Origin of the sequence: Mesorhizobium sp. XAP4 (assembly GCF_029269325.1) — a bacterium.
GTDB lineage: Bacteria > Pseudomonadota > Alphaproteobacteria > Rhizobiales > Rhizobiaceae > Mesorhizobium > Mesorhizobium ciceri.
Genome location: NZ_JARIXW010000007.1, coordinates 430,328 through 450,247, shown reverse-complemented (window position 1 = coordinate 450,247; position 19,920 = coordinate 430,328). Strand labels below are relative to the sequence as shown.

The 19,920-nt window shown below is 63.0% G+C and carries 19 protein-coding genes and 1 riboswitch; of the genes, 10 read left to right on the top strand and 9 right to left on the bottom strand.

From position 1 onward, the window contains the following. The 5 genes from P3C39_RS28525 to P3C39_RS28505 form a co-directional block, all read left to right on the top strand. Window positions 1–446 (top strand): zinc-binding dehydrogenase (locus P3C39_RS28525; protein ID WP_164753828.1); only part of this gene is annotated, 446 nt, incomplete at its 5' end. Window positions 447–515: 69 nt separating this feature from the next. After that, window positions 516–986: a YaiI/YqxD family protein gene (locus P3C39_RS28520; RefSeq protein WP_024505334.1), complete on the top strand. Its 471-nt coding sequence runs from the start codon at window positions 516–518 to the stop codon at window positions 984–986. Between the two features lie 23 nt (window positions 987–1,009). Beyond that, entirely contained in the window at window positions 1,010–1,687 is a 678-nt protein-coding gene (locus P3C39_RS28515; protein WP_013531945.1) for a DUF1345 domain-containing protein, read from the top strand. A 97-nt stretch (window positions 1,688–1,784) separates the two neighbouring features. Then, the gene (locus P3C39_RS28510; RefSeq protein ID WP_064995323.1) at window positions 1,785–2,666 is read left to right on the top strand and encodes a cytochrome b/b6 domain-containing protein; all 882 of its coding nucleotides are present in this window, start codon (window positions 1,785–1,787) and stop codon (window positions 2,664–2,666) included. Between the two features lies 1 nt (window position 2,667). Further along, complete coding sequence (locus P3C39_RS28505; protein WP_024505336.1) at window positions 2,668–3,459, top strand: molybdopterin-binding protein; 792 nt, start codon at window positions 2,668–2,670, stop codon at window positions 3,457–3,459. Between the two features lie 31 nt (window positions 3,460–3,490). On the opposite strand, the gene P3C39_RS28500 is transcribed toward P3C39_RS28505, so the two are convergent. Then, entirely contained in the window at window positions 3,491–4,288 is a 798-nt protein-coding gene (locus tag P3C39_RS28500; RefSeq protein ID WP_275954591.1) for an Asp/Glu racemase, read from the bottom strand. 221 nt (window positions 4,289–4,509) lie between these two features. Between P3C39_RS28500 and P3C39_RS28495 the strand changes: the two genes are divergently transcribed. After that, window positions 4,510–5,892, top strand: coding sequence for a D-amino acid dehydrogenase (locus P3C39_RS28495; protein WP_275954592.1), 1,383 nt, complete (start codon window positions 4,510–4,512; stop codon window positions 5,890–5,892). Between the two features lie 8 nt (window positions 5,893–5,900). After that, on the top strand, window positions 5,901–6,629 hold the full coding sequence (locus P3C39_RS28490) for a GntR family transcriptional regulator (protein WP_027162561.1): 729 nt from the start codon (window positions 5,901–5,903) through the stop codon (window positions 6,627–6,629). A gap of 37 nt (window positions 6,630–6,666) precedes the next feature. Here P3C39_RS28490 and P3C39_RS28485 read toward each other — a convergent pair whose 3' ends face one another. Further along, window positions 6,667–7,668, bottom strand: coding sequence for a hypothetical protein (locus P3C39_RS28485; protein ID WP_275954593.1), 1,002 nt, complete (start codon window positions 7,666–7,668; stop codon window positions 6,667–6,669). A gap of 244 nt (window positions 7,669–7,912) precedes the next feature. Next, window positions 7,913–7,999, top strand: a riboswitch (glycine riboswitch). A gap of 149 nt (window positions 8,000–8,148) precedes the next feature. Between P3C39_RS28485 and gcvT the strand changes: the two genes are divergently transcribed. Genes gcvT through gcvP form a run of 3 tightly spaced genes read left to right on the top strand, consistent with a single transcriptional unit; the run spans window position 8,149 to window position 12,451 of the window. Then, window positions 8,149–9,249: a glycine cleavage system aminomethyltransferase GcvT gene (gene gcvT, locus P3C39_RS28480; RefSeq protein WP_275954594.1), complete on the top strand. Its 1,101-nt coding sequence runs from the start codon at window positions 8,149–8,151 to the stop codon at window positions 9,247–9,249. Window positions 9,250–9,254: 5 nt separating this feature from the next. Further along, window positions 9,255–9,623 (top strand): glycine cleavage system protein GcvH, encoded by a 369-nt coding sequence (gcvH, locus tag P3C39_RS28475; protein ID WP_013531953.1) that lies wholly within the window; start codon window positions 9,255–9,257, stop codon window positions 9,621–9,623. A gap of 17 nt (window positions 9,624–9,640) precedes the next feature. Then, window positions 9,641–12,451, top strand: coding sequence for an aminomethyl-transferring glycine dehydrogenase (gene gcvP / locus P3C39_RS28470; protein WP_275954595.1), 2,811 nt, complete (start codon window positions 9,641–9,643; stop codon window positions 12,449–12,451). A 1-nt stretch (window position 12,452) separates the two neighbouring features. Here gcvP and P3C39_RS28465 read toward each other — a convergent pair whose 3' ends face one another. The 7 genes from P3C39_RS28465 to P3C39_RS28435 all read right to left on the bottom strand — a co-directional run bounded on the left by P3C39_RS28465 (window position 12,453) and on the right by P3C39_RS28435 (window position 19,891). Continuing rightward, on the bottom strand, window positions 12,453–13,628 hold the full coding sequence (locus P3C39_RS28465; RefSeq protein ID WP_275954758.1) for a GGDEF domain-containing protein: 1,176 nt from the start codon (window positions 13,626–13,628) through the stop codon (window positions 12,453–12,455). 160 nt (window positions 13,629–13,788) lie between these two features. Beyond that, complete coding sequence (locus tag P3C39_RS28460; RefSeq protein ID WP_013531956.1) at window positions 13,789–14,259, bottom strand: hypothetical protein; 471 nt, start codon at window positions 14,257–14,259, stop codon at window positions 13,789–13,791. Window positions 14,260–14,419: 160 nt separating this feature from the next. Further along, a complete protein-coding gene (locus tag P3C39_RS28455; protein WP_275954596.1) occupies window positions 14,420–15,244 on the bottom strand; it encodes a hypothetical protein in 825 nt (274 codons plus the stop codon). An 80-nt stretch (window positions 15,245–15,324) separates the two neighbouring features. Further along, window positions 15,325–16,287: a type II secretion system F family protein gene (locus P3C39_RS28450; protein ID WP_013531958.1), complete on the bottom strand. Its 963-nt coding sequence runs from the start codon at window positions 16,285–16,287 to the stop codon at window positions 15,325–15,327. Window position 16,288: 1 nt separating this feature from the next. Further along, window positions 16,289–17,254, bottom strand: a complete 966-nt coding sequence (locus P3C39_RS28445) for a type II secretion system F family protein (RefSeq protein ID WP_013531959.1) — start codon at window positions 17,252–17,254, stop codon at window positions 16,289–16,291. A 4-nt stretch (window positions 17,255–17,258) separates the two neighbouring features. Further along, window positions 17,259–18,680, bottom strand: a complete 1,422-nt coding sequence (locus P3C39_RS28440) for a CpaF family protein (protein WP_013531960.1) — start codon at window positions 18,678–18,680, stop codon at window positions 17,259–17,261. Then, on the bottom strand, window positions 18,677–19,891 hold the full coding sequence (locus P3C39_RS28435) for a CpaE family protein (protein WP_013531961.1): 1,215 nt from the start codon (window positions 19,889–19,891) through the stop codon (window positions 18,677–18,679). Before P3C39_RS28435 ends, P3C39_RS28440 begins: the two co-directional genes overlap by 4 nt. Window positions 19,892–19,920 lie beyond the last annotated feature (29 nt).

Here is a 19,920-nt window from a genome sequence, read left to right as displayed (position 1 = left end):
AGCGCTTCGGCATGACGCATTTCGTCAATCCGAAGGAGATCGACGGCGATGTCGTGCCCTACCTCGTCAACATGACCAAGCGTGGCGCCGACCAGATCGGCGGCGCCGACTACACATTCGACTGCACGGGCAGCACCAAGGTGATGCGTCAGGCGCTGGAAGCCTCGCATCGCGGCTGGGGCAAGTCGGTGGTCATCGGCGTTGCCGGCGCCGGCCAGGAGATCTCGACCAGGCCGTTCCAGCTGGTCACCGGCCGCACCTGGATGGGCACCGCCTTCGGCGGCGCGCGCGGCCGCACCGATGTGCCGAAGATCGTCGACTGGTACATGGACGGCAAGATCCAGATCGACCCGATGATCACCCACACGCTCAAGCTCGAGGACATCAACAAGGGTTTCGATCTCATGCATGAGGGCAAATCGATCAGAAGCGTCGTGGTTTACTGAGGAAGATCACAGGCCGCGGTCCAACCGGCGCGCGGCCTCCGTGGTTCACAATGGGAGGAGAAAAGAAACATGAGCGAACTCCCCGCCATTCTCGTCGATGCAGATGCCTGCCCGGTCAAGGCCGAGGTCGAAAAAGTGGCCGACCGGCATGGCGTCCTTGTCACCTACGTTTCCAATGGCGGCCTGCGGCCGTCGCGCGATCCGATGGTCCGCAATGTCGTGGTCTCCAAGGGCGCTGATGCCGCCGACGACTGGATCGTCGACAATGCACGCACCAACGACATTGTGATCACCGCCGACATTCCGCTGGCCGCCCGCGCGGTAGCGCTTGGCGCCCATGTGCTTGGGCCAACCGGACGTCCCTTCACGCCGGAAACGATCGGCATGGCGGTGGCGATGCGCGACCTGAAGCAGCATCTGCGCGAGACCGGCGAAAGCAAGGGCTACAATGCCAGCTTCGCGCCGCAAGACCGGTCGCGGTTTCTGGGCGAACTCGATCGCATCTTGCGGCGTGCCATGAAATCGGCCACACCGGATTAGCGCTATCCAGGGCTGGAACCACCATGGCCGCCGAAGCTCCGATAGACAAACCCATGCAGCGCCACATGCTGTTTGCTGTGTCTGCCTGCTTCGGCGTCTTTGCGCTTCTGGTGGCGTTGCTGCTGCACGCTCCGCTTGCCTATTCGATCGGCGCCAACGCGTTCTTTGCCGCCTATGTCATTCTCGTCGTCGCCCAGATGCCGAAGTTCACCGGCAGGTATCTGAGCAAGAATGCGCGCGCCACCGACCAGCCGGTGCTGGTCATCTTCGCCGTGACGCTTGTCGTCGTCGGCGTTGCCGTTGTCGCATTGTTCCTGCTGATCAATCAGAAGGACAGAAGCCATCCCATCGAGCTCTTCTTCGCGCTGCTGTCGATCCCGCTCGGCTGGTTCACCATCCATGCCATGGCAGCGCTCCATTATGCCCATGTCTACTGGATGGATGGCGATGCGATGGATGCCGAGACCAGGAAGAAAATCCCGGTCGGCGGACTGCTGTTTCCGGGCGACAAACGGCCGGAGGGTTGGGACTTCCTCTATTTCTCGACGGTGATCGGCATGACGGCGCAGACCGCCGACACCAACATCTCGACGACGCATATGCGTCGTGTCGTGCTTGTCCACTCGATCCTGTCGTTTTTCTTCAACACGGTCATCGTCGCCGCTGCCGTCAATCTCGCCGTCAGCCTGGGCGGTCCGTAATAAATCCGTGATCGGATGAAACATCGGTTTGGATCGCGACGTATCAGGAGGACAATGAGCGCGCAGGCCATGCCGCGAGGCCGGGAGACGAAACACGATGGAATCCGTTGCCAGAAGCCAATCCGCCGCCGATCCAGGCGCTTCGGCGTCGAACGACAAAACGCTGATTTACCGGCAGTCGCGCTGGACGCGGCTGACGCATTGGCTGTGGGCCATCTCCCTGTTCTTCATGCTGTTGTCCGGCCTGCAGATCTTCAATGCCCGTCCGCAGCTCTATATCGGCAAGCAATCGGGCTTCGATTACAACAACACCATCTTCGCCATCGGCGCCGAGAACTCCGATGCGGGTCCGCGCGGCTACACGGAGATCTTCGGCAAACGCTTCAACACCACTGGGGTGCTCGGCTGGTCGGGTCCGGCCGGCCAGGAGACGTCCCGCGCCTTCCCGTCCTGGGCGACCATCCCGTCCTACTATGATCTCGGCACTGCGCGCGTCATCCATTTCTTCTTTGCCTGGATACTCACCACGACGTTGATCGTCTGGTTTGTCGCCAGCACCGTGAACGGCCATTTGCGGCGCGATCTCGCGCCACGCCTCGACGATTTGAAGCGGTTGCCGCAAGACATCGTCGACCACGCCAAGCTCAAATTCCATCACACGCGCGAATACAACACGCTGCAGAAGATGGCCTATGGCGGGGTTCTGTTCGTGCTGCTGCCGCTGATGATCATCACCGGTCTGGCGATGTCGCCAAGCATGAACTCGGTGCTGCCTTTCCTCAACGATCTGCTCGGTGGCCGGCAGACGGCACGCACCATCCATTTCACCGTGATGGTGCTGCTGGTCGCCTTCTTCGTCGTCCATATCCTGATGATCCTGGCCGCCGGCCCGATCAACGAGCTGCGCTCGATCATCACCGGCTGGTACCGCACCGATCCTCCCGCACAGGACGACAATACAGCCGAGAGGAGTGCCTGATATGGCGAAGTTTGAGATCAGCCGCCGCAAATTCCTGACCGCTGCCGGCCTTGGCGCTTCCGGTATCATGCTGTCGGGCTGCGACGCCTTCGACAGCCAGCTAAGCGTCGGCAGCGGCCTGCGCAGTTTCCTCGAAAACGCCAATGGCCTGACCTACCGCGCACAGCGCCTGCTGGCCGGACGCGACGCGCTGGCGCCGGAATTCACCGAGGCCGATATCCGGCAGCCGCAGCGGCCGAACGGCGTCACCGCTCCCGATGACGACGTCTACAAGGGCCTGCTCGCCAACAATTTCGCCGACTGGCGTCTGGAAGTGACGGGTCTCGTCGAAAAGCCGCTGTCGCTCAGCCGCGAGCAGCTCCAGAACATGCCAAGCCGCACCCAGATCACCCGCCATGACTGCGTCGAAGGCTGGAGCTGCATAGCCAAATGGACCGGCACGCCGCTGTCGCTGGTGCTGGACCAGGCGGTGGTCAAACCGCAGGCGCGCTATGTCATGTTCCATTGCCTCGACACGATCGACCGCAGCCTGTCGGGCGACATCAAATATTACGGCACCATCGACCTCATCGATGCCCGTCACCCGCAGACGATCCTCGCCTACGGCCTGAACGGCAAGCCGCTGCCGGTCGAGAACGGCGCGCCGCTGCGGGTTCGCGTCGAGCGCCAGCTCGGCTACAAGATGCCGAAATATCTCTACAAGATCGAACTGGTCGACGGCTTTGCCGATGTCGGCGGTGGCAGGGGCGGCTATTGGGAAGACAATGGCTATGACTGGTACGGCGGGATCTGAGCTGCACACCGCAAATCCGGCGCTGAAGATGCTAGCCTAGCGAGCGGCGAAACAGCTCGCCTTTTCCGGCAATCTGCTCGCTAATACCGCCAAGCCGCAGCATATGCCAGGCAAGTGCATGGTTGCTGGAGGTGACCGGTTTCCCCAACTCCTTCTCGACCTCCTCGATGATGCGGGCAACGCGCATGCTGGTGCAGGAAACGAACACCGCATCACAGTCGCTCGACGCACCGATTTCCAAGATGGCCTGCTTGACCGATGCCGGCGTGATGCGTGCGACGACATTGTCGTCCGCCTCGTTGAAGGAGCCCATGACCGGAATATCCATCCCCCGCGCCATCAGCGATGCCCGCAGCGAATGATTGATTTTCGCCAAGTAAGGGGTGAGCAGCGCGATCCTCGAGACCCCCAGGGCCTTCAGCGCGGCGCGTGCCGCGGTCACCGGATTGGTCACCTGCACACCAGGCAGCACCTCGTGAACGCGCTCGGCAACCTTATCCTCGCCGATGACCAGCGCTCCCGACGTGCAGGCAAAGCCGATCACATCGAACTTGACGTCGGGCAAGAGTCCCACCGTTGCCGGGATTACCGCCGACATTTTCATCAAGTTTTCCGGTGTGATCTCGACATCGCTGTAGAGCCGCGCCTCGTACAGCGCGATGTCGCGCGCGGGCAGCGCATAGCGGAATTCATCCTCGATGGTCTGGTCGGTCCGCAGCACGAGCAGGCCGAGATTGGCGCGCGTGCCGATACCGTCATCGGTCGTGAAGGGAATGTGTTCCTTGTCGAGGACAAGCGTGTCGGCGGCGCGGCTAACCGGGGCGTCCATGGCGCAGTCCCCTTCCTGATGCCAATCAGAATTGTCGACAATAGAAACGGCGATATTGCCGAAACTGTCAAGGGCTCTGTGCAGATCCTGGGAACCGGTAAACGCCTCAATTTTGCGCTTGCGCGGATCGCTTGTCCGTCGCCGACCCATCCACCGTTGACAGGGATCGGCGTCTTCCTATTGAATTGTCGACAATAGGAACACAGCCCTTCGGGACAGCAATGCGCGTATTGATCTTGGGCGGCGGCGTGGTCGGGATCACCACCGCTTATCAGTTGCAAAAGGACGGCCACGCGGTCACTGTTCTCGAGCAGGCACCGCAGGTGGCCGAGGGCGCGAGCTGGGCAAATGCAGGCATGATCGCGCCCGGTCACTCCTTCGTCTGGTCATCGCCAGCCGCGCCAAAAATCCTGCTGAAGTCGCTGTTCCTGAAAGACCAGGCGCTTCGCTTCAAACTTTCCGCCGACCCGCATCTCTACAGCTGGTCGCTGCGCTTCCTCAGGGAATGCACGGCCGCCAAAGCGCGTCGCAATACCCTCCTCAAACATCGGCTTGCGGTCCATTCCCAATCGGTCCTGCAGGCGGTCGTCAGGGAGGAAGCGATCCAGTACGACAGGACCTCGGCCGGCATCCTTTACTTCCACCGCAGCCGTCAGGCGCTCGACAAGGGCGTCGCCAACATGCGCCTGCTGGAGGCCGACGGCCAGGAGATCCGCATTGTCGACGCACAGGAAATCGTTGACCGCGAGCCGGCGCTGGCTTCGTCGCGCGGCAGCATTGCCGGCGGCATAATGTGTCCAACCGATGAAACCGGCGACGCCGCCAAGTTCACGCGCGCGCTGGCGGCCATCGTCGAAACGAGGGGCGGCAAGATCCTGACAAGCACGAGGATCGTCGGGATCGAACGCAGGAATGACGCGATCATCCGGGTCGTCACCGACAAGGGAGAATTTCTGGCCGACGCCTACGTTCTGTGTCTCGGCGCCGAAAGCCCGATCCTCGCCCGCAAGATCGGCCTTGGTTTGCCGATCTATCCGGTCAAAGGATATTCCCTGACCATTCCCATCGTCGACCCGGCGCTGGCTCCAAAACTCCCCGTCATCGATGAGCACAATCTCGTTGCCATCACGCCGATGGGCGATCGCATCCGCGTCACCGCCACCGCGGAATTCGCGGGCTATGATCGCAGCCACAAGCCTTCGGATTTCGCCTTCATGAAGCGCGTCACGCAGGACCTGTTCCCGCGCGGTATCGCCTATGATCGCGCCGAAATGCGGGCCTGCCTGAGACCCATGACGCCCGACAATCTGCCGATCCTCGGCCTGCGCAACATCAAGAACCTCTGGCTGAACACCGGCCACGGCCATATTGGATGGACGATGGCGCATGGATCGGCCCGCATCGTCGCCGACCTGATCGCCGGCCGGGCTGCGCCGATCGCCCTCGACGGTATCCTTCCCACACAGGCGCGGTTCGCCGAACCAAGCGCCGCATCGGCCCGCATCGTCGCCGACCTGATCGCCGGCCGGGCTGCGCCGATCGCCCTCGACGGTATCCTTCCCACACAGGCGCGGTTCGCCGAACCAAGCGCCGCAAAGGCTTGACCGACGCCATGCTCCGACCCGCCAGGCACAGCAACCAGGACGACAATGCGGCGTTGGCATCCAAGCCGATCAAGACCGGCCCGCGCGTCTATGAAGAGATCCGTCGCATGGCGATGGACTATCGCTTCAAGCCGAACGAGCGCATCAACGAAGTGGCGCTTGCCGCGAGGCTGAATGTCAGCCGCAGCCCGATCCGGGAGGCCCTCCAGCGGCTGGTCACGGAGGAACTCATCACCTTTCAGACCAATCGCGGCTTCTTTTGCCGCGGCTTCGATGTCGACGAGGTCGTCAATCTTTCCGACGTGCGGGCGGTTCTCGAGGAGCGCTCCGTCAGGCTGGCGATCCAGCGCGCGACCAATGAAGAGCTCGCCGCGCTCGTCGACTGGTGGACGCTCACCATGGCGCGCGCCGACTCGTTTTCCAGCGCCGAGCTGACCGCCAGGGACGAGGAGTTTCACATCCGCATCGCCAGGCTGTCAGGCAATCCCGAACTGGCGCGCATGCTCGAAGGCATCAACACGCGCATCCATTTCGTTCGCAAGATCGAAGTGGAGAAGCACCGGCGACTGTCGACGACCTACACCGAACACAGCGAAATCGCCCGAGCCATGGTAGCCCGCGATGCCGACACGGCCGCAAGGCTCATGCATGACCACATCGACATCAGTGTCGCCGATGCCATGTCGACCGTCCGGGAAGGCCTGGCCCGGATATACGTCGACGTCGATCAGATCTGACCAGCATCCCGGATCCGATTAAGCAATCTCTGGCCGGTCAGGCAACCTTGTCGAGCAGCGGCCTGAGCGCCGGGTGAATTTCCGGCGAGGCGTGCTTGATCAGGGTCAGCAGCGCGCGTTCGTTCTCGTAAAGAGGCCTGTCGACGCCGATATGTTCGATCAGCCAGCCGGCTTCGCCGGCATCGATCGTCTCGGCACGGCGGGCCAGGGCCTCGGCCGCCCTGTTCTTGGCTTCCCATTCGGCTTCGATGTCGCCATGAGATCGGTAGGCCTCCATGATGCCGGCAAGCCCGCCGGAGATCATGCGGCTGAAGAAGCCGCCGATTTCCGGATCGGCATGTTCGAGGAAGGCGTCATGGCGCAGCGCCACGTCGCGCGTCGGTGCTTCGTAGCCGGCCGAGCACATGACGAAATTGGCGATCGCCTTGACGAACAGCTCGTTCCAGGACGGATCGTTTTGTCCTTGAGCAGTCCGCTCGTTGATCTTGAGCAGCACCTCGGCCTCGGCGCGCGTGATGGCGATGTTGCCGTCGCCGCCATGGGCATGGAGTATCCGGCGCAAAAGCTCGACCTCCGCCTGCGCGACGAGGCCCGAAGCCAGCGCGCCGCCGAGCATCAGCGGCCCCTTGCCGTCAATGACGGCATGCGCCACCTGCTCCAGCGCATACACACAAAGCTGGGCCGGCGACGATTTCGCCTGTTCCAGCACATGCACCAGCAATTCGAGTTCGGTCCGGCTGTCGACCATGCCGTCGCGCGAGATCGTGCGGATCAGCCAGTCGGCATTGTCCTGCGAGATATAGCCCGACGGCTTTTCCTGGTGGACGATATAGTCGGTGACCGCCTCAATGAAGAAGGGCGGCCATTCCTGGCATTTGTCCTTCGCCGTGGCATCGAGCGCGAACAGCGCCTCGGCCTCGCCACGCGTCACGACGCCGTCGCCGAACACTTCATGGCGCAACATCGCCACGTCCTCCGCGGCGATGCGGCTTTTCGAGGTCAGCCCGGCCACCGGCGCGCTCATGATCAATTCGCCCATTTGTCGTCCCCGTCCGCCGTCGCCAAGCGCCGGCCCGATAGCGTCATACAAGCCAACATATCAGCAGTGTCTTGAAAAACCGGCAAACGGCGTGGTTAGTGAAGACTTGTCGCCAACGCATGTCGCCTGACAGCGTGCCGCGGTTTGAAGAACGACATGCACGCGCTTTAGATGTTGCTGACAGGTGACAAGCCGTCGCGCGCAAGCTATGGATGGCGCGTCGAGGACTCAGGGTCTTGAGTCCTACCTGTTTGCGGGAGAGAACAGCGAGAGCTGTCGCCGAAGGGGAAATCGCCCGAAATCTCTCAGGCAAAAGAACCGTAGACGGGAAAGACACTCTGGAAAGTCGGGGCTTGCCCCCGCGCCGAAGGTGTAAGCGCCGCTGACAGAGTTCCGGCTGCGCGAGTCTCTCAGGCTTCAGACAGAGGGGCACGGACTGGTCGCCATTCGCGACCGATTGCGTGCGACTCTGGAGACGACATGACGGGCGACGACACAAAACACCTTCCCCTTGAAGATATCCATATGGCCGCCGGTGCGCGCTTCGGCGCCTTTGCCGGCTGGTCGATGCCGCTGACCTATCCGGCCGGCGTCATGAAGGAACACCTTCACACCCGCGAGCAGGCCGGCCTGTTCGACATCTCGCACATGAAGCTGTTCGAGGTCAGCGGACCGGAAGCGGCGGCACTGCTCAACCGTGCTTGCCCACTGGATGCCGGCGCGCTCGAAATCTCGCAATCCAAACTGTCCTTTTTCCTCAACGAAGCAGGCGGCATCCTCGACGACCTGATCGTCACCAGGCTTGGCGATGCCAGGTTCATGGTGGTCGCCAATGCCGGCAACGCCGTAGCCGACGAAAAACATTTGCGTGCACTTGCCGCGGATTTCGACGCCAGGATCGAGCCGCTCGACCGCGTCTTCCTGGCCATCCAGGGTCCTGAAGCCTGGGCCGCCCTTTCCCGCGCCGGCATCGAGACCGGCTCGCTGCTATTCATGCATGGGGTCGAACCGCGCAAGAACTGGTTCATGAGCCGGTCGGGCTATACCGGCGAGGACGGGTTCGAGATCGGCTTGCCGGAGGCCGATGCACGCGACCTCGTCGCGAAGCTGCTCGGAGACGAGCGCGTGCTGTGGATCGGCCTGGCTGCGCGCGACAGCCTGCGCCTGGAGGCCGGTCTCTGCCTGCATGGCCAGGACATCACACCGGAAACCGACCCGGCCAGCGCCGCCTTGATGTGGGCAATTCCAAAGGACATCCGCGCTTCCGGCACTTTCATCGGCGCCGATGCGCTCCGCGCCGCGGTGGAACGAGGACCCGCGCAAAAGCGCGTCGGTTTGAAGCCGGAAGGCCGCCAGCCGGTGCGTGGCGGTGCCGCGCTCTTCGACGCCGACGGCAACCCGGCCGGCCATGTCACGTCGGGCGGCTTCGGCCCCTCGGCCAGCCATCCGGTCGCCATGGGCTATGTCTCGACACCTCTGGCAAAGCCCGGAATTCGGGTTTTCGCCGATGTGCGCGGCACGAAAATCCCAGTCGATATCAGCTCCCTGCCCTTCACACCGCATCGCTACCGAAAAGGATGATCTCAATGGCAACGACCTATTTCACATCAGATCACGAGTGGCTCCGCGTCGAGGGCGGCATCGCTACGGTCGGCATCACTGATTACGCGCAGGAGCAGCTCGGCGACCTCGTCTTCGTCGAACTGCCGGAGACGGGAAAGAAATTGACCAAGGGCGACACCGCCGTCGTGGTCGAATCCGTCAAGGCGGCGTCCGATGTCTATGCACCAGTCGACGGCGAGATCACCGAGGCCAACGGCACGCTGTCGTCGGATCCGTCACTGGTCAATTCGGCTGCAACAGGGGCCGGCTGGCTGTGGAAGATGAAGCTTGCCGACGAAAGCCAGCTCGCCGGTCTCATGGATGAGGCCGCCTACAAAGCCCATATCGGTTGATATCAGGACTTATTGAGATGACCGCAGCACCCTACCCCTTCTCGGCCCGCCATATCGGTCCCGGCCTCAACGATACCAGAGCCATGCTGGCCGCCATCGGCGTGCCCTCGATCGAGACGCTGATCAGCCAGTCCGTCCCGAAGTCGATCCGGCTCGATCGGCCGCTTGCCCTGCCGGCACCAGCGAGCGAGGCGGAAGCGCTGGCTGAGCTTTCGGCTGTCATGGCCGGGAATACGGTGCTGAAGAGCTTCATCGGCGCCGGTTATCACGGCGTCCATGTGCCGCCGGTTATCCAGCGCAATCTGTTCGAGAACCCGGCCTGGTATACGGCCTACACGCCCTATCAGGCCGAGATCAGCCAGGGCCGGCTGGAAATGCTGTTCAACTTCCAGACCCTGGTCACCGAACTGACCGGCCTGCCGGTGGCATCGGCGTCGCTGCTGGATGAAGCAACCGCCGTGGCCGAGGCGGTCGGCATTGCGCTGCGCCATCACCGCGACAAGCGCACCAAGGTAGCACTTGCCGGCACGCCGCACCCGCAGACGCTGGACGTGGTGCGCACCCGCGCCGAGCCGCTCGGCATCGAGATCGATGGCGAGACGATCGACGACAACACCGCCGCCCTGCTTGTCTCCTGGCCGGATACATTTGGCGTCTATGGCGACCACAAGGCAGCGATCGACAAGGCACACGCGACCGGCGCTCTCGTCGTCTTCATCGCCGACCCGCTCGGCCTGACGCTGACCGACGCGCCGGCCAAGCTTGGCGCCGACATCGCCGTCGGCCCGATGCAGCGCTTTGGCGTGCCGATGGGCTTTGGCGGCCCGCACGCGGCCTATTGCGCCGTCTCCGACAGGCTGACGCGGCTGATGCCTGGCCGCCTGGTCGGCCAGTCCACCGACAGCAAGGGCCGGCCCGGATACCGGCTTGCCTTGCAGACGCGTGAGCAGCATATCCGCCGCGACAAGGCGACCTCCAACATCTGCACCGCGCAGGCGCTGCTCGCCAATATGGCGACCGCCTATGCCATCTGGCACGGCCCCGCCGGGCTGCAGGCGATTGCCGGGCGCATCCACACGCTGGCCAATCGTCTTGCCGCCGGGCTCAAAGCAGCAAACATCTCCGTGCTCGGTTCAAGCCGCTTCGACACGGTGACGGCCGAGGTGAAGGGCAAGGCAGCTTCGATCGCCGCCGCCGCTGAAAAGGGCGGCAGATTGCTGCGTGCCGTGGATGCCGACCACATCGGCATCGCCTTCGACGAAACCTCCACCGAGGCCGATCTCGACGCAATCGCGGCCCTGTTCGGCGCCAAGGCTGGCGCCTCCGCCGACAGCACGGTGCCCGGCAAGCCGCGCGGCAAGGAGTTCCTGACCCAGCCTGTTTTCCACGAAAACAAGTCGGAAACCGAGATGATGCGCTTCCTGCGCCGGCTGGCCGACAAGGACCTGGCGCTCGACCGCGCCATGATCCCGCTGGGATCCTGCACCATGAAGCTCAACGCCGCCGCCGAGATGATGCCGGTGAGCTGGCCGAGCATTGCCAATCTGCACCCTTTCGCCCCGGCCGCGCACTCGGCAGGCTACCGTGCCATGATCGGCGAGCTGGCGGGCTGGCTGTCGGAGATCACCGGCTTCGACGCCGTCACCTTGCAGCCCAATGCCGGCAGCCAAGGCGAATATGCCGGACTGCTCGCCATCCGCGGCTATCACCGCTCTCGCGGCGACAACCACCGCACCGTCTGCCTGATCCCCTCCTCGGCGCATGGCACCAATCCCGCGAGCGCGGCGATGGCCGGCATGAGCGTCGTCGTCGTGCGCTGCACCGAAGACGGCAACATCGACATGGACGACATGAAGGCCAAGGCGACTGAGCATGCGCAAAATCTCGCAGCGCTGATGTTCACCTATCCCTCGACGCATGGCGTGTTCGAGGAAGGCGCACGCGATCTCTGCGCGCTGATCCATGAGCATGGCGGCCAGGTCTATTTCGACGGTGCCAACCTCAACGCGCTGGTCGGGCTTGCCCGTCCCGGCGACATCGGCGCCGATGTCTGCCACATGAACCTGCACAAGACCTTCTGCATTCCGCATGGCGGCGGCGGACCCGGCATCGGGCCGATCGGCGTCAAGGCGCATTTGAAGCCGTATTTGCCCGGCCATGTCACCGAAGGCTCGGCGCACGCCGTCTCCGCCGCCCCCTTCGGCAGCGCCTCGATCCTGCCGATCACCTGGATGTATACCCGCATGATGGGCGCCTCGGGCCTGAAGCAGGCGACCGAAACGGCGATCCTGTCCGCCAACTACATAGCAACGCGGCTCGGTGCGCATTTCCCGGTGCTCTACAAGGGCAGGCAGGGACGCGTCGCGCATGAATGCATCCTCGACACCCGTGTGCTCAAGGAGAGTGCGGGCATCAGTGTCGACGATGTCGCCAAGCGGCTGATCGATTATGGTTTTCACGCGCCGACCATGTCGTTCCCGGTCGCCGGCACGCTGATGGTGGAGCCGACCGAGTCCGAGCCCAAGCGGGAAATCGACCGCTTCTGCGAGGCCATGATCGCGATATCGGCAGAGGCAGCAAAAGTCGCCAGGGGCGAATGGCCTTTGGCCGACAATCCGCTGGTCAACGCGCCGCACACCGCCGCCGAGGCGCTGGCCGGCCAGTGGAACCATCCCTACTCGCGCCTGGAAGCGGCCTATCCGGCCGGCGACGCCGACACGGCAGCCAAGTACTGGCCTCCGGTGTCACGCATCGACAATGTCGCCGGCGACCGCAACCTGGTCTGCTCGTGCCCGCCGCTGTCCGACTATCTGGGGGCCGCGGAGTAATTTACGCTGAGCGCAAGGCCGGCTTGATCGGCTCGGCCTTGCCCATCCTCTTGCGGCTGATGACGCAATTTCGTCCGGCGCGTTTGGCGGCATAGAGCGCCGCGTCTGCCTCGGTGAGCACGTTGTCGAGGCTGCTGCCGCTTGCCTCGCCAAAGCCGATGCCGCCGCTGACCGTGCTGCGCAATTTGCCGAGCTGGGTGGGGACGATTTCGGCGCCGAAAGCCACGCCGATCTTGCTGGCGAGATCGTAGGTCTTTTCGTCCGTCATCCGCGACATGACGACTGCGAACTCCTCGCCGCCAAGGCGAAAAGCGTCGACGCCGGGCCGGGCATATTTCTTGATGACGGCGGCAAAACGGCACAAGACCTGATCCCCAACCGGGTGACCGTAGACATCGTTCGTCCGCTTGAAGTGGTCTAGGTCGAACATGACGATGGACATGAATGGACCGAAACTCCGCTCGCCGTAAAGCGACGTCAATGCCCGGCGGTTCAGCAACCCTGTCAGCGGGTCGGTCATGGTCTCGGCCTTGAGCTCGATCTGCGCCTGCAGATGATGGAGGGAGAGCGTCAATGCTCCGAGCCCGGTCATGCAGGCCACCGCCACGACGGAATTCAATCGTTCGGCCCAATTGTCGGGCGCAACCGCGAGCGTCCATTGCCCCTTGGTCAGCAGAACCACGCCGCAAAACGCAAACGACATCGCGCAGGTGCCGCTCAGAAACGAAACCACCAGAAGGATGCGGCGATCCTGACTGCCGTTGATCCAGAACATGGCGCCGATCGCCGACAGCAGCGCCGTCACCGTGGTGTAGGTGATGATGAAACCAACGCCGTCAAAGCCCATAAAGGTCACGATGGCACAAATGGCCATGGCAGCAAGCGCCGGTGCAACGGCGCGCCTGTAGCCGGGCACGCCGAGATATTGCATGGCCGACAAGCAGAGGATCAGGAACCCCAGGCTGAGCAGCGCAAGCACGATCTGGCAAAGCAGCGGATCGGGATCCTTGGTGTACCGCCAGAACAGGATCACATGCGCGACGAGCACCAGAATTCCGCACGCCACCGTCAGCACGAAACCTGCCTTGGGTGCGGTGAACCAGATCGCAAACATGGTGACGCTGAGGCATATGCCCGACAGCGCGGCTGCGAGCAGGAGCGAACTGAAGTCCAGCATATCGGGCAAGGGCCTCTCGAGCGTCGGCGGTTGCGCTGCATTCTAGGTCAGCGGCTGCCCCCAGATACGGGTTTTCAGGCGATCCATCGATGCAACCTGCAGATAGGGTTTACAAAGCGTCGATGGCACGTGTCCCGAAACCGGACCATTGGACGCGAGATCAACCCTTGTTCAGGAGAGCGAGGTTGGCGTTGACGACGGTGGGATCGGCCATGCCGGCCTTCGCTTCGAGCAGCAGCGCCTTGGCCTTCTTGCGATTGCCGCGCAGCAGTTGCGAATAACCCATATTGTTGACGATCTGCGGCCTGCGACCGGCGACTTTCAGAAGCTGGCCGTAGGCACGGTCGGCGAAGTCGAAGCGGCCGAGTTCATCATAGGAAGCCGCGAGCCCCATCCAGGCCTCCGCATTGTCGGCCTTCAACTCGACGGCCTTGCGGAAGTGCTTTTCGGCGAGGCCGTAATTGGCGTCGCGAAACTGCGCCTTGCCTTGCGCCAGATCGGAGGTTTCGGTGTCTTTAGCCGCCGGTTGGATGGCGGTGGTCTTGGTGGTGTCGACGCCACTCGTCGAACAGCCAGACATCATCAAGACGGCCGCCATCGTGGCCATTGCCGGGAAATTATTGTGACGCATGCCCCTGCCTCATCGCCCGATTTGCCGGGTCGTTCTTCAGGAAACACAATATATCAGCGGCGATTAAACTTCGGTGCCGAAACGCCGCCAAAATTCGGCTTCGGGCACACCAGCCATTAACCACCAGGCCGCGGTGCTTCAGTCGCAGCCAGCGGCGTCCTCACGGCTCCAGGGCTTTGAGCCCCGCAGGAGCCGTATACCGGCTGCCGTCATAGCGCAGCCGGTAGGTTTGGCTCACGGACTTGCCGGGATGGGACTGGCACTCGCCATCCTTGTCGGGCAACGGATTGTCGGTATCCATTCGCTCGACCACCGTTATGTCGTGGTAGCCATGATGTTTGGCCGGGCTCATCGCCAGGCTAACCCGACTGGTATGGAAGGATCCGGCGCAATTGGTATCACCCTCGCCGCCATTGCCGGCCACGACCAGGCCATCGAGCACCATCCTCAGGGAATCGCCATCGACGGCATAGAGCCGCAGGTCGGTTTCACTGAACGGATTAGGCAGCGAATTGTTTGCCATTTCGATGCGCAGGCCAAAGGCAGTAACATCGGGCGCCAGCGCATAGCGGCCGGTATCAAGTTCCACCTGGCGGATGGCGATGGCATCATCATTCATCAGCCCGGGCTGGAGCAGGCGCTGGCGCACCTGCCGGCTCTTCCTGTCGACAATCAAAAGCTCGATATCGCCGGCATGCGCGTAGTCGCTGGGTTGGGACCCGTCCATCAGCGGCACTGCGACCAACAGCAGGTCGTCATGGGCGGGCCAGATCTTGCAAACCAGCCCTGGCGGATCGCCATACGCGAATGTCAGGGCAATGCTGGTGTGGGGTTCGAGCGTGAACGAGGTGCCGTCGGCGCTCTTTCGAGCTTTGGGATAGGCCTGCTGCACCAAGGCGGCGGCATCGCCGCAATCGCCGGCCACGGCCCAGGCGGGCGACAGGCTGGCCGCGGCAAGGCCAAGGAAGAGGGTGCGCAGCAGCATGGACTTTCTCACCTGCAAAGCCGGGTTCGGTCAGGACAATGGTTTGTCAGCCCCTTGCTAGGGCTTTTGTGGAGCGCTCGCTAGTGCGCCGTCATTTTGACGATGACTGGAATGGCCGCGATCATCAGCACCACCGGCAGGATGCACACAACCACGGGCACCGACATCTTGGCAGGCAGAGCGTGCGCCTTTTCCTCGGCCAACGACATACGCTTATGGCGCATGTCGTCGGAGAAGACGCGCAGCGCCCCCGACAGGCTGGTGCCGAGTTCCTTGGACTGCTGCAGCAGCGTGGCGAAGGAACGCACCTCGTCCAGGCTGAGGCGATCGGCGAGCGCCTTCAGCGCATCGTCGAGGCTGCGCCCGGCCCTCAGCTCCAGCGACACCAGCTGCAGGTTCTGGCTGAGCGCGGGATAAGTCTTGGCGAGTTCCTTGGAGACGCGCTCTATGCCTGCCTCCATGCTCATGCCGGCATCCGAGCAGACAATCATCAGGTCCATGAAATCGGGAAACCCGTTGCGGTACTCACGCCTGCGTTCCCGCACTTTCTGGCTCAGCACCAGGCCGGGCAGGAAATAACCGGCCGCGCCCGACAGGATGACGAATGTCCAGCGGCTGGCCATCGTTGCGTCCGGACTGGCCATCCAGCGGTTGAGCACAAACACACCGATTGCCGTGCCGATCATCGCGGTGAACCGGATCAGGAAGAACGTACCGACAGCGCGCGGCTCCATGTAGCCCGCCTGGATAAGCTTCATGCGCAGCCGGGCGACATTTTCCGGATCGCTCCTGGCGTAGAATTCCTGCGCCCGCTTCACCGCCTTCTCGCGCACGATGCCGGTATTCTTCTTTTGCACCGGCTCCGGTTTGGCGGCCACGGGACCGTTGTCGACCCTGAGCCGGCGCATGACCTCGTTGCGATCGCCCTTCGCCATGACAACAGGCCAGGCAACAGCGGCAGCACCCACCGCCAGCAGCAGTATGGCCACCGGCATCAATGAGGTCGGCGCAAGCGAGGCGAGGAATTCAATGAAACCCTGCATGTCAGAACTTGAAATTCGACATCTTGAACATCATCAGATTGCCCAGCATCAGCCAGGTGATCGACGCGCCAAGCAGATACCAGGTCTTCGGCTCGCCCCAGACGTCGCTGTAGAAGCCCGGCATCAGTGCCATGATGGCGGCAAACAGCAACGCCGGCACGGCCGTCAGAATGTAGGCCGACATCCGGCCTTCTGTCGCAATGGCGCGCACCTTGCGGCGCAGCTTGCCACGCTCGCGAATCGTCGTCGCCAGGCCGTCGAGGATCTCGCGCAGATTGCCGCCCGAACTGGTCTGGATCGAGACGGCGGTGACGAACAACGGCAGATCCTCCTGGCCGACCCGGTCGAACAGCGAGTTCAACGCCGAAACCAGATCGGATCCGTAGGTCACTTCGTCGGCGATGACGCCGAACTCGCTGCCGATCGGGTCGGGCATCTCGCGCGCCACCATGGCGATCGCCACCGGCACCGGATGGCCGGCCTTCAGGCCACGCGTGATCAGTTCCAGCGCCTCCGGCAACTGCATGCCGAACCGCTTCAGCCGGCGCTTGCGCTTGAAACGCAGCGTCAGCACCGGCAACAGCGGCATGAGCACCACGAACAGGACGAACCCCATCAGCGGCGGCAAGCCGTACCAGATGGCGACCAAGGCCATCGCCATCGCCACGCCGCAGGTGATCATGAGGAATTTCGACAGCGGCATGATCATGCCCGACTGGGTTCGCAGCGCGCGAAACCGGTCCGCCGAAAACAGCGGCGTGCCCGCGTCAAGGCCGCGCTCCTTGCGCAGTTGGACGAGCACCTGCTCCTGGCTGATCTTGTTTTCCTGCAGCTTCATGCGCCGGTTGATGGCGGTGCGCTTGTCGCTGCGGCCGGCATAAAGCAGGTAACAGGCCTCGGCGATCAGGATGCCGGTCAGCGCGGCCGCGGCATAGACGACATAGATCGCGCTCATTCCATCGAACACTTGGCTACTCCTGCGGCCGGCCGGGTTCGAAATATCGTCCGGGAAACTCGATGCCCATGGCGCGCAGGTCCTCGAGGAAGCGCGGCCGGATGCCGGTCGCCTCGTAGTGGCCCAGAATCTTGCCGTCGGCCTCCATGCCGGTGCGCACGAAGCGGAAGATCTCCTGCATCTGGATGACATCGCCTTCCATGCCGGTCACCTCGGCGACACTGGTCACCTTGCGCTTGCCGTCGGACAGGCGCGTCAGTTGGACGATCAGGTCGAGCGCGCTGGCGATCTGGCTGCGGATCGACTGCACCGTCATCGGCATGCCGGTCATGCCAAGCATCTGCTCGAGCCGCGAAATGGCGTCGCGCGGCGTGTTGGCATGGATGGTCGCCATCGACCCTTCGTGGCCGGTGTTCATTGCCTGCAGCATGTCGAAAGCCTCCTCGCCGCGGCACTCGCCGAGGATGACGCGGTCGGGGCGCATGCGCAGTGCGTTCTTGACCAGGTCGCGCTGCTTCAGCTCGCCATGGCCTTCGATGTTGGCCGGCCGCGTTTCCATGCGCGCGACATGCGGCTGCTGCAGCTGGAGCTCGGCCGCGTCCTCGATGGTGATCAGCCGCTCGTCTTCCGGAATGAAGGCCGACAGTGCATTGAGCATGGTCGTCTTGCCGGTGCCGGTGCCGCCCGAAATGATCGTCGTCTTGCGGGCATGCACGGCCGCCGCCAGCACTTCGGCCATGTTCTGGGTGATGGCGCCGAATTCGACCAGTTTATGCAGGCCGAGCTTGTTCTTGGAGAATTTGCGGATCGACACCAGCGGGCCGTCGACCGCAACCGGACGGATGGCCGCGTTGAAACGCGAGCCGTCCAGCATGCGGGCATCGACCATCGGCTGCGATTCGTCGACGCGGCGACCGACCGCGGCGACGATCTTGTTGACGATGCGCAGGAGATGCGCCTCGTCCTTGAACGGAATGTGGACCGGCTGCAGCTTTCCCTTCTTTTCGACAAAGCAGTTCATGTGGCCGTTGATCAGGATATCGTTGATGTCGGGGTCCTTGAGCAGCGGCTCGAGCGGACCGAGGCCGACCATCTCGTCGACGATGTCGTCGACCAGAGCGTCAAGCTCGACGGTGTTGATCGCCATCCGCTCCTGCTTGGTCTTTTCCGAAACGAAGTCATGCACTTGCCGGCGCATCTCATCCTTCGGCAAACGCTCCAGCGCGACAAGATTGATCTCTTCGAGCAGCAGCCGGTGGATACGCACGCGCGCATCGAGCACCTTGTTGGCATTCTTTGCCAGCGCTGCTTCCGGCTTTGCCGGCAAAGCCTTTCGGCTGGTTGGTATGACGACGGCATGATGGGCGACCGGCGTCGTCTCAGGCGCGCGCTGCGGACGCGCATCGCGGTTCTGCAGGGTGGAGAAGCGGCTGGTCATCCGGCTTTCCTCTTCAGCAATCCACGGCCCATGCCAAACAGCGAGCGCGATTTCGCCCGGGTCGGGACCGCTTCTTCCGGCAGGATGATCTTCTTCAGATCGTTGACGACATTGGCGTTGGGATCGATCTCGTGCAGCGGTACGCCGCGATCGACTGCCTCGCGCACCAGCCGGTAGTTGTTGGCGATGCCGCCGACGAAATGCTCGCCAAGGATTTCCTGGACGTCCGCCTGCTTGATGCCGTTATCGAACATCTTCTGTTCGAAACGGTTGACGATGACGTTCGGCTTCACTTCCTTGCCGGCCGTCTCGTAGACCGCCTGGATCAGCCGCTGGGTGTGGCGCAGGCACGGCACCGTCATTTCCGCGACGATGTAGAGCTTGTTGGAACCGAGCAACACGGTCTCCGTCCATGGAAACCAGGTGCGGGGCATGTCGATGACGACATTGTCGAAATAGGCCGAAACGAGATCCAGCATGCGCACCACGACATCGGTCTTGAACGAGCGCATCTCGGCTGGATGCGCCGGCGCCGCCAGCACGCAAAGCCCGCTGGCATGCTTGGACAGCATCACGTCGAGCAGTTGGCGGTCGAGACGCTCGGGCTGGTTCTCGATCTCGGTGATGTCGAAACGCGGTTCGAGGTCGAGATATTCGGCACAGGCGCCCTGCTGGAAGTTGAGATCGACGACGCAGGTCGAGGCTCCGCGCGTCACCGAGTGATGCAACTGGAAGGCGGTCTGCAGCGCCAGCGTCGTGGTGCCGACGCCGCCCGCCGCAGGCATGAAGGTATAGATTTGCGACTCGGTGTTTTCCTCGCGCCCGGGCCCTTGCAGCGCCCGTACCACGGAGCGCACCAGATCGGCCGTGGTGATCGGCTTGACCAGGAAATCCGCGACCTTGAGCTGCACGAGAATACGCACCGCGGCCGCGTTGAACTCCTGGGTGACGACGACGACCGGAACCTTGTCCTCCAGCCGACGCATGATGCGCTGCAGCGACTCGACCTCCTCCAGCCTTGCCGCATCCATGTCGACGATGATGGCGCCGAAGTCGGCTTCCTGGATCTCGCCGCGCAACTCGGTAACGTTCTTTTCCACTGTCGAGAGCTGTATGATCTCGGAGGCGGAAAATGCGGTGCGCGTGTCCTGCGCAAACGTCCTGTCGGTCGATACGAGCAGGATCTTCCTGGTCTTGATGCCGTTTGCCATTCTGTCAGCCTGTCAGGTCGCCCGTTGAC

Excerpts from the sequence above, each read along its gene's own strand:
- P3C39_RS28460 (WP_013531956.1), bottom strand. The coding sequence starts at position 14,259 with ATGCGTCACAATAATTTCCCGGCAATGGCCACGATGGCGGCCGTCTTG.
- P3C39_RS28465 (WP_275954758.1), bottom strand. The coding sequence starts at position 13,628 with ATGCTGGACTTCAGTTCGCTCCTGCTCGCAGCCGCGCTGTCGGGCATA.
- P3C39_RS28490 (WP_027162561.1), top strand. The coding sequence starts at position 5,901 with ATGCTCCGACCCGCCAGGCACAGCAACCAGGACGACAATGCGGCGTTG.
- P3C39_RS28505 (WP_024505336.1), top strand. The coding sequence starts at position 2,668 with ATGGCGAAGTTTGAGATCAGCCGCCGCAAATTCCTGACCGCTGCCGGC.
- P3C39_RS28515 (WP_013531945.1), top strand. The coding sequence starts at position 1,010 with ATGGCCGCCGAAGCTCCGATAGACAAACCCATGCAGCGCCACATGCTG.
- P3C39_RS28450 (WP_013531958.1), bottom strand. The coding sequence starts at position 16,287 with ATGCAGGGTTTCATTGAATTCCTCGCCTCGCTTGCGCCGACCTCATTG.
- P3C39_RS28455 (WP_275954596.1), bottom strand. The coding sequence starts at position 15,244 with ATGCTGCTGCGCACCCTCTTCCTTGGCCTTGCCGCGGCCAGCCTGTCG.
- P3C39_RS28435 (WP_013531961.1), bottom strand. The coding sequence starts at position 19,891 with ATGGCAAACGGCATCAAGACCAGGAAGATCCTGCTCGTATCGACCGAC.
- P3C39_RS28510 (WP_064995323.1), top strand. The coding sequence starts at position 1,785 with ATGGAATCCGTTGCCAGAAGCCAATCCGCCGCCGATCCAGGCGCTTCG.
- gcvP (WP_275954595.1), top strand. The coding sequence starts at position 9,641 with ATGACCGCAGCACCCTACCCCTTCTCGGCCCGCCATATCGGTCCCGGC.
- P3C39_RS28495 (WP_275954592.1), top strand. The coding sequence starts at position 4,510 with ATGCGCGTATTGATCTTGGGCGGCGGCGTGGTCGGGATCACCACCGCT.
- P3C39_RS28485 (WP_275954593.1), bottom strand. The coding sequence starts at position 7,668 with ATGGGCGAATTGATCATGAGCGCGCCGGTGGCCGGGCTGACCTCGAAA.
- gcvT (WP_275954594.1), top strand. The coding sequence starts at position 8,149 with ATGACGGGCGACGACACAAAACACCTTCCCCTTGAAGATATCCATATG.
- P3C39_RS28520 (WP_024505334.1), top strand. The coding sequence starts at position 516 with ATGAGCGAACTCCCCGCCATTCTCGTCGATGCAGATGCCTGCCCGGTC.
- P3C39_RS28440 (WP_013531960.1), bottom strand. The coding sequence starts at position 18,680 with ATGACCAGCCGCTTCTCCACCCTGCAGAACCGCGATGCGCGTCCGCAG.
- P3C39_RS28500 (WP_275954591.1), bottom strand. The coding sequence starts at position 4,288 with ATGGACGCCCCGGTTAGCCGCGCCGCCGACACGCTTGTCCTCGACAAG.
- gcvH (WP_013531953.1), top strand. The coding sequence starts at position 9,255 with ATGGCAACGACCTATTTCACATCAGATCACGAGTGGCTCCGCGTCGAG.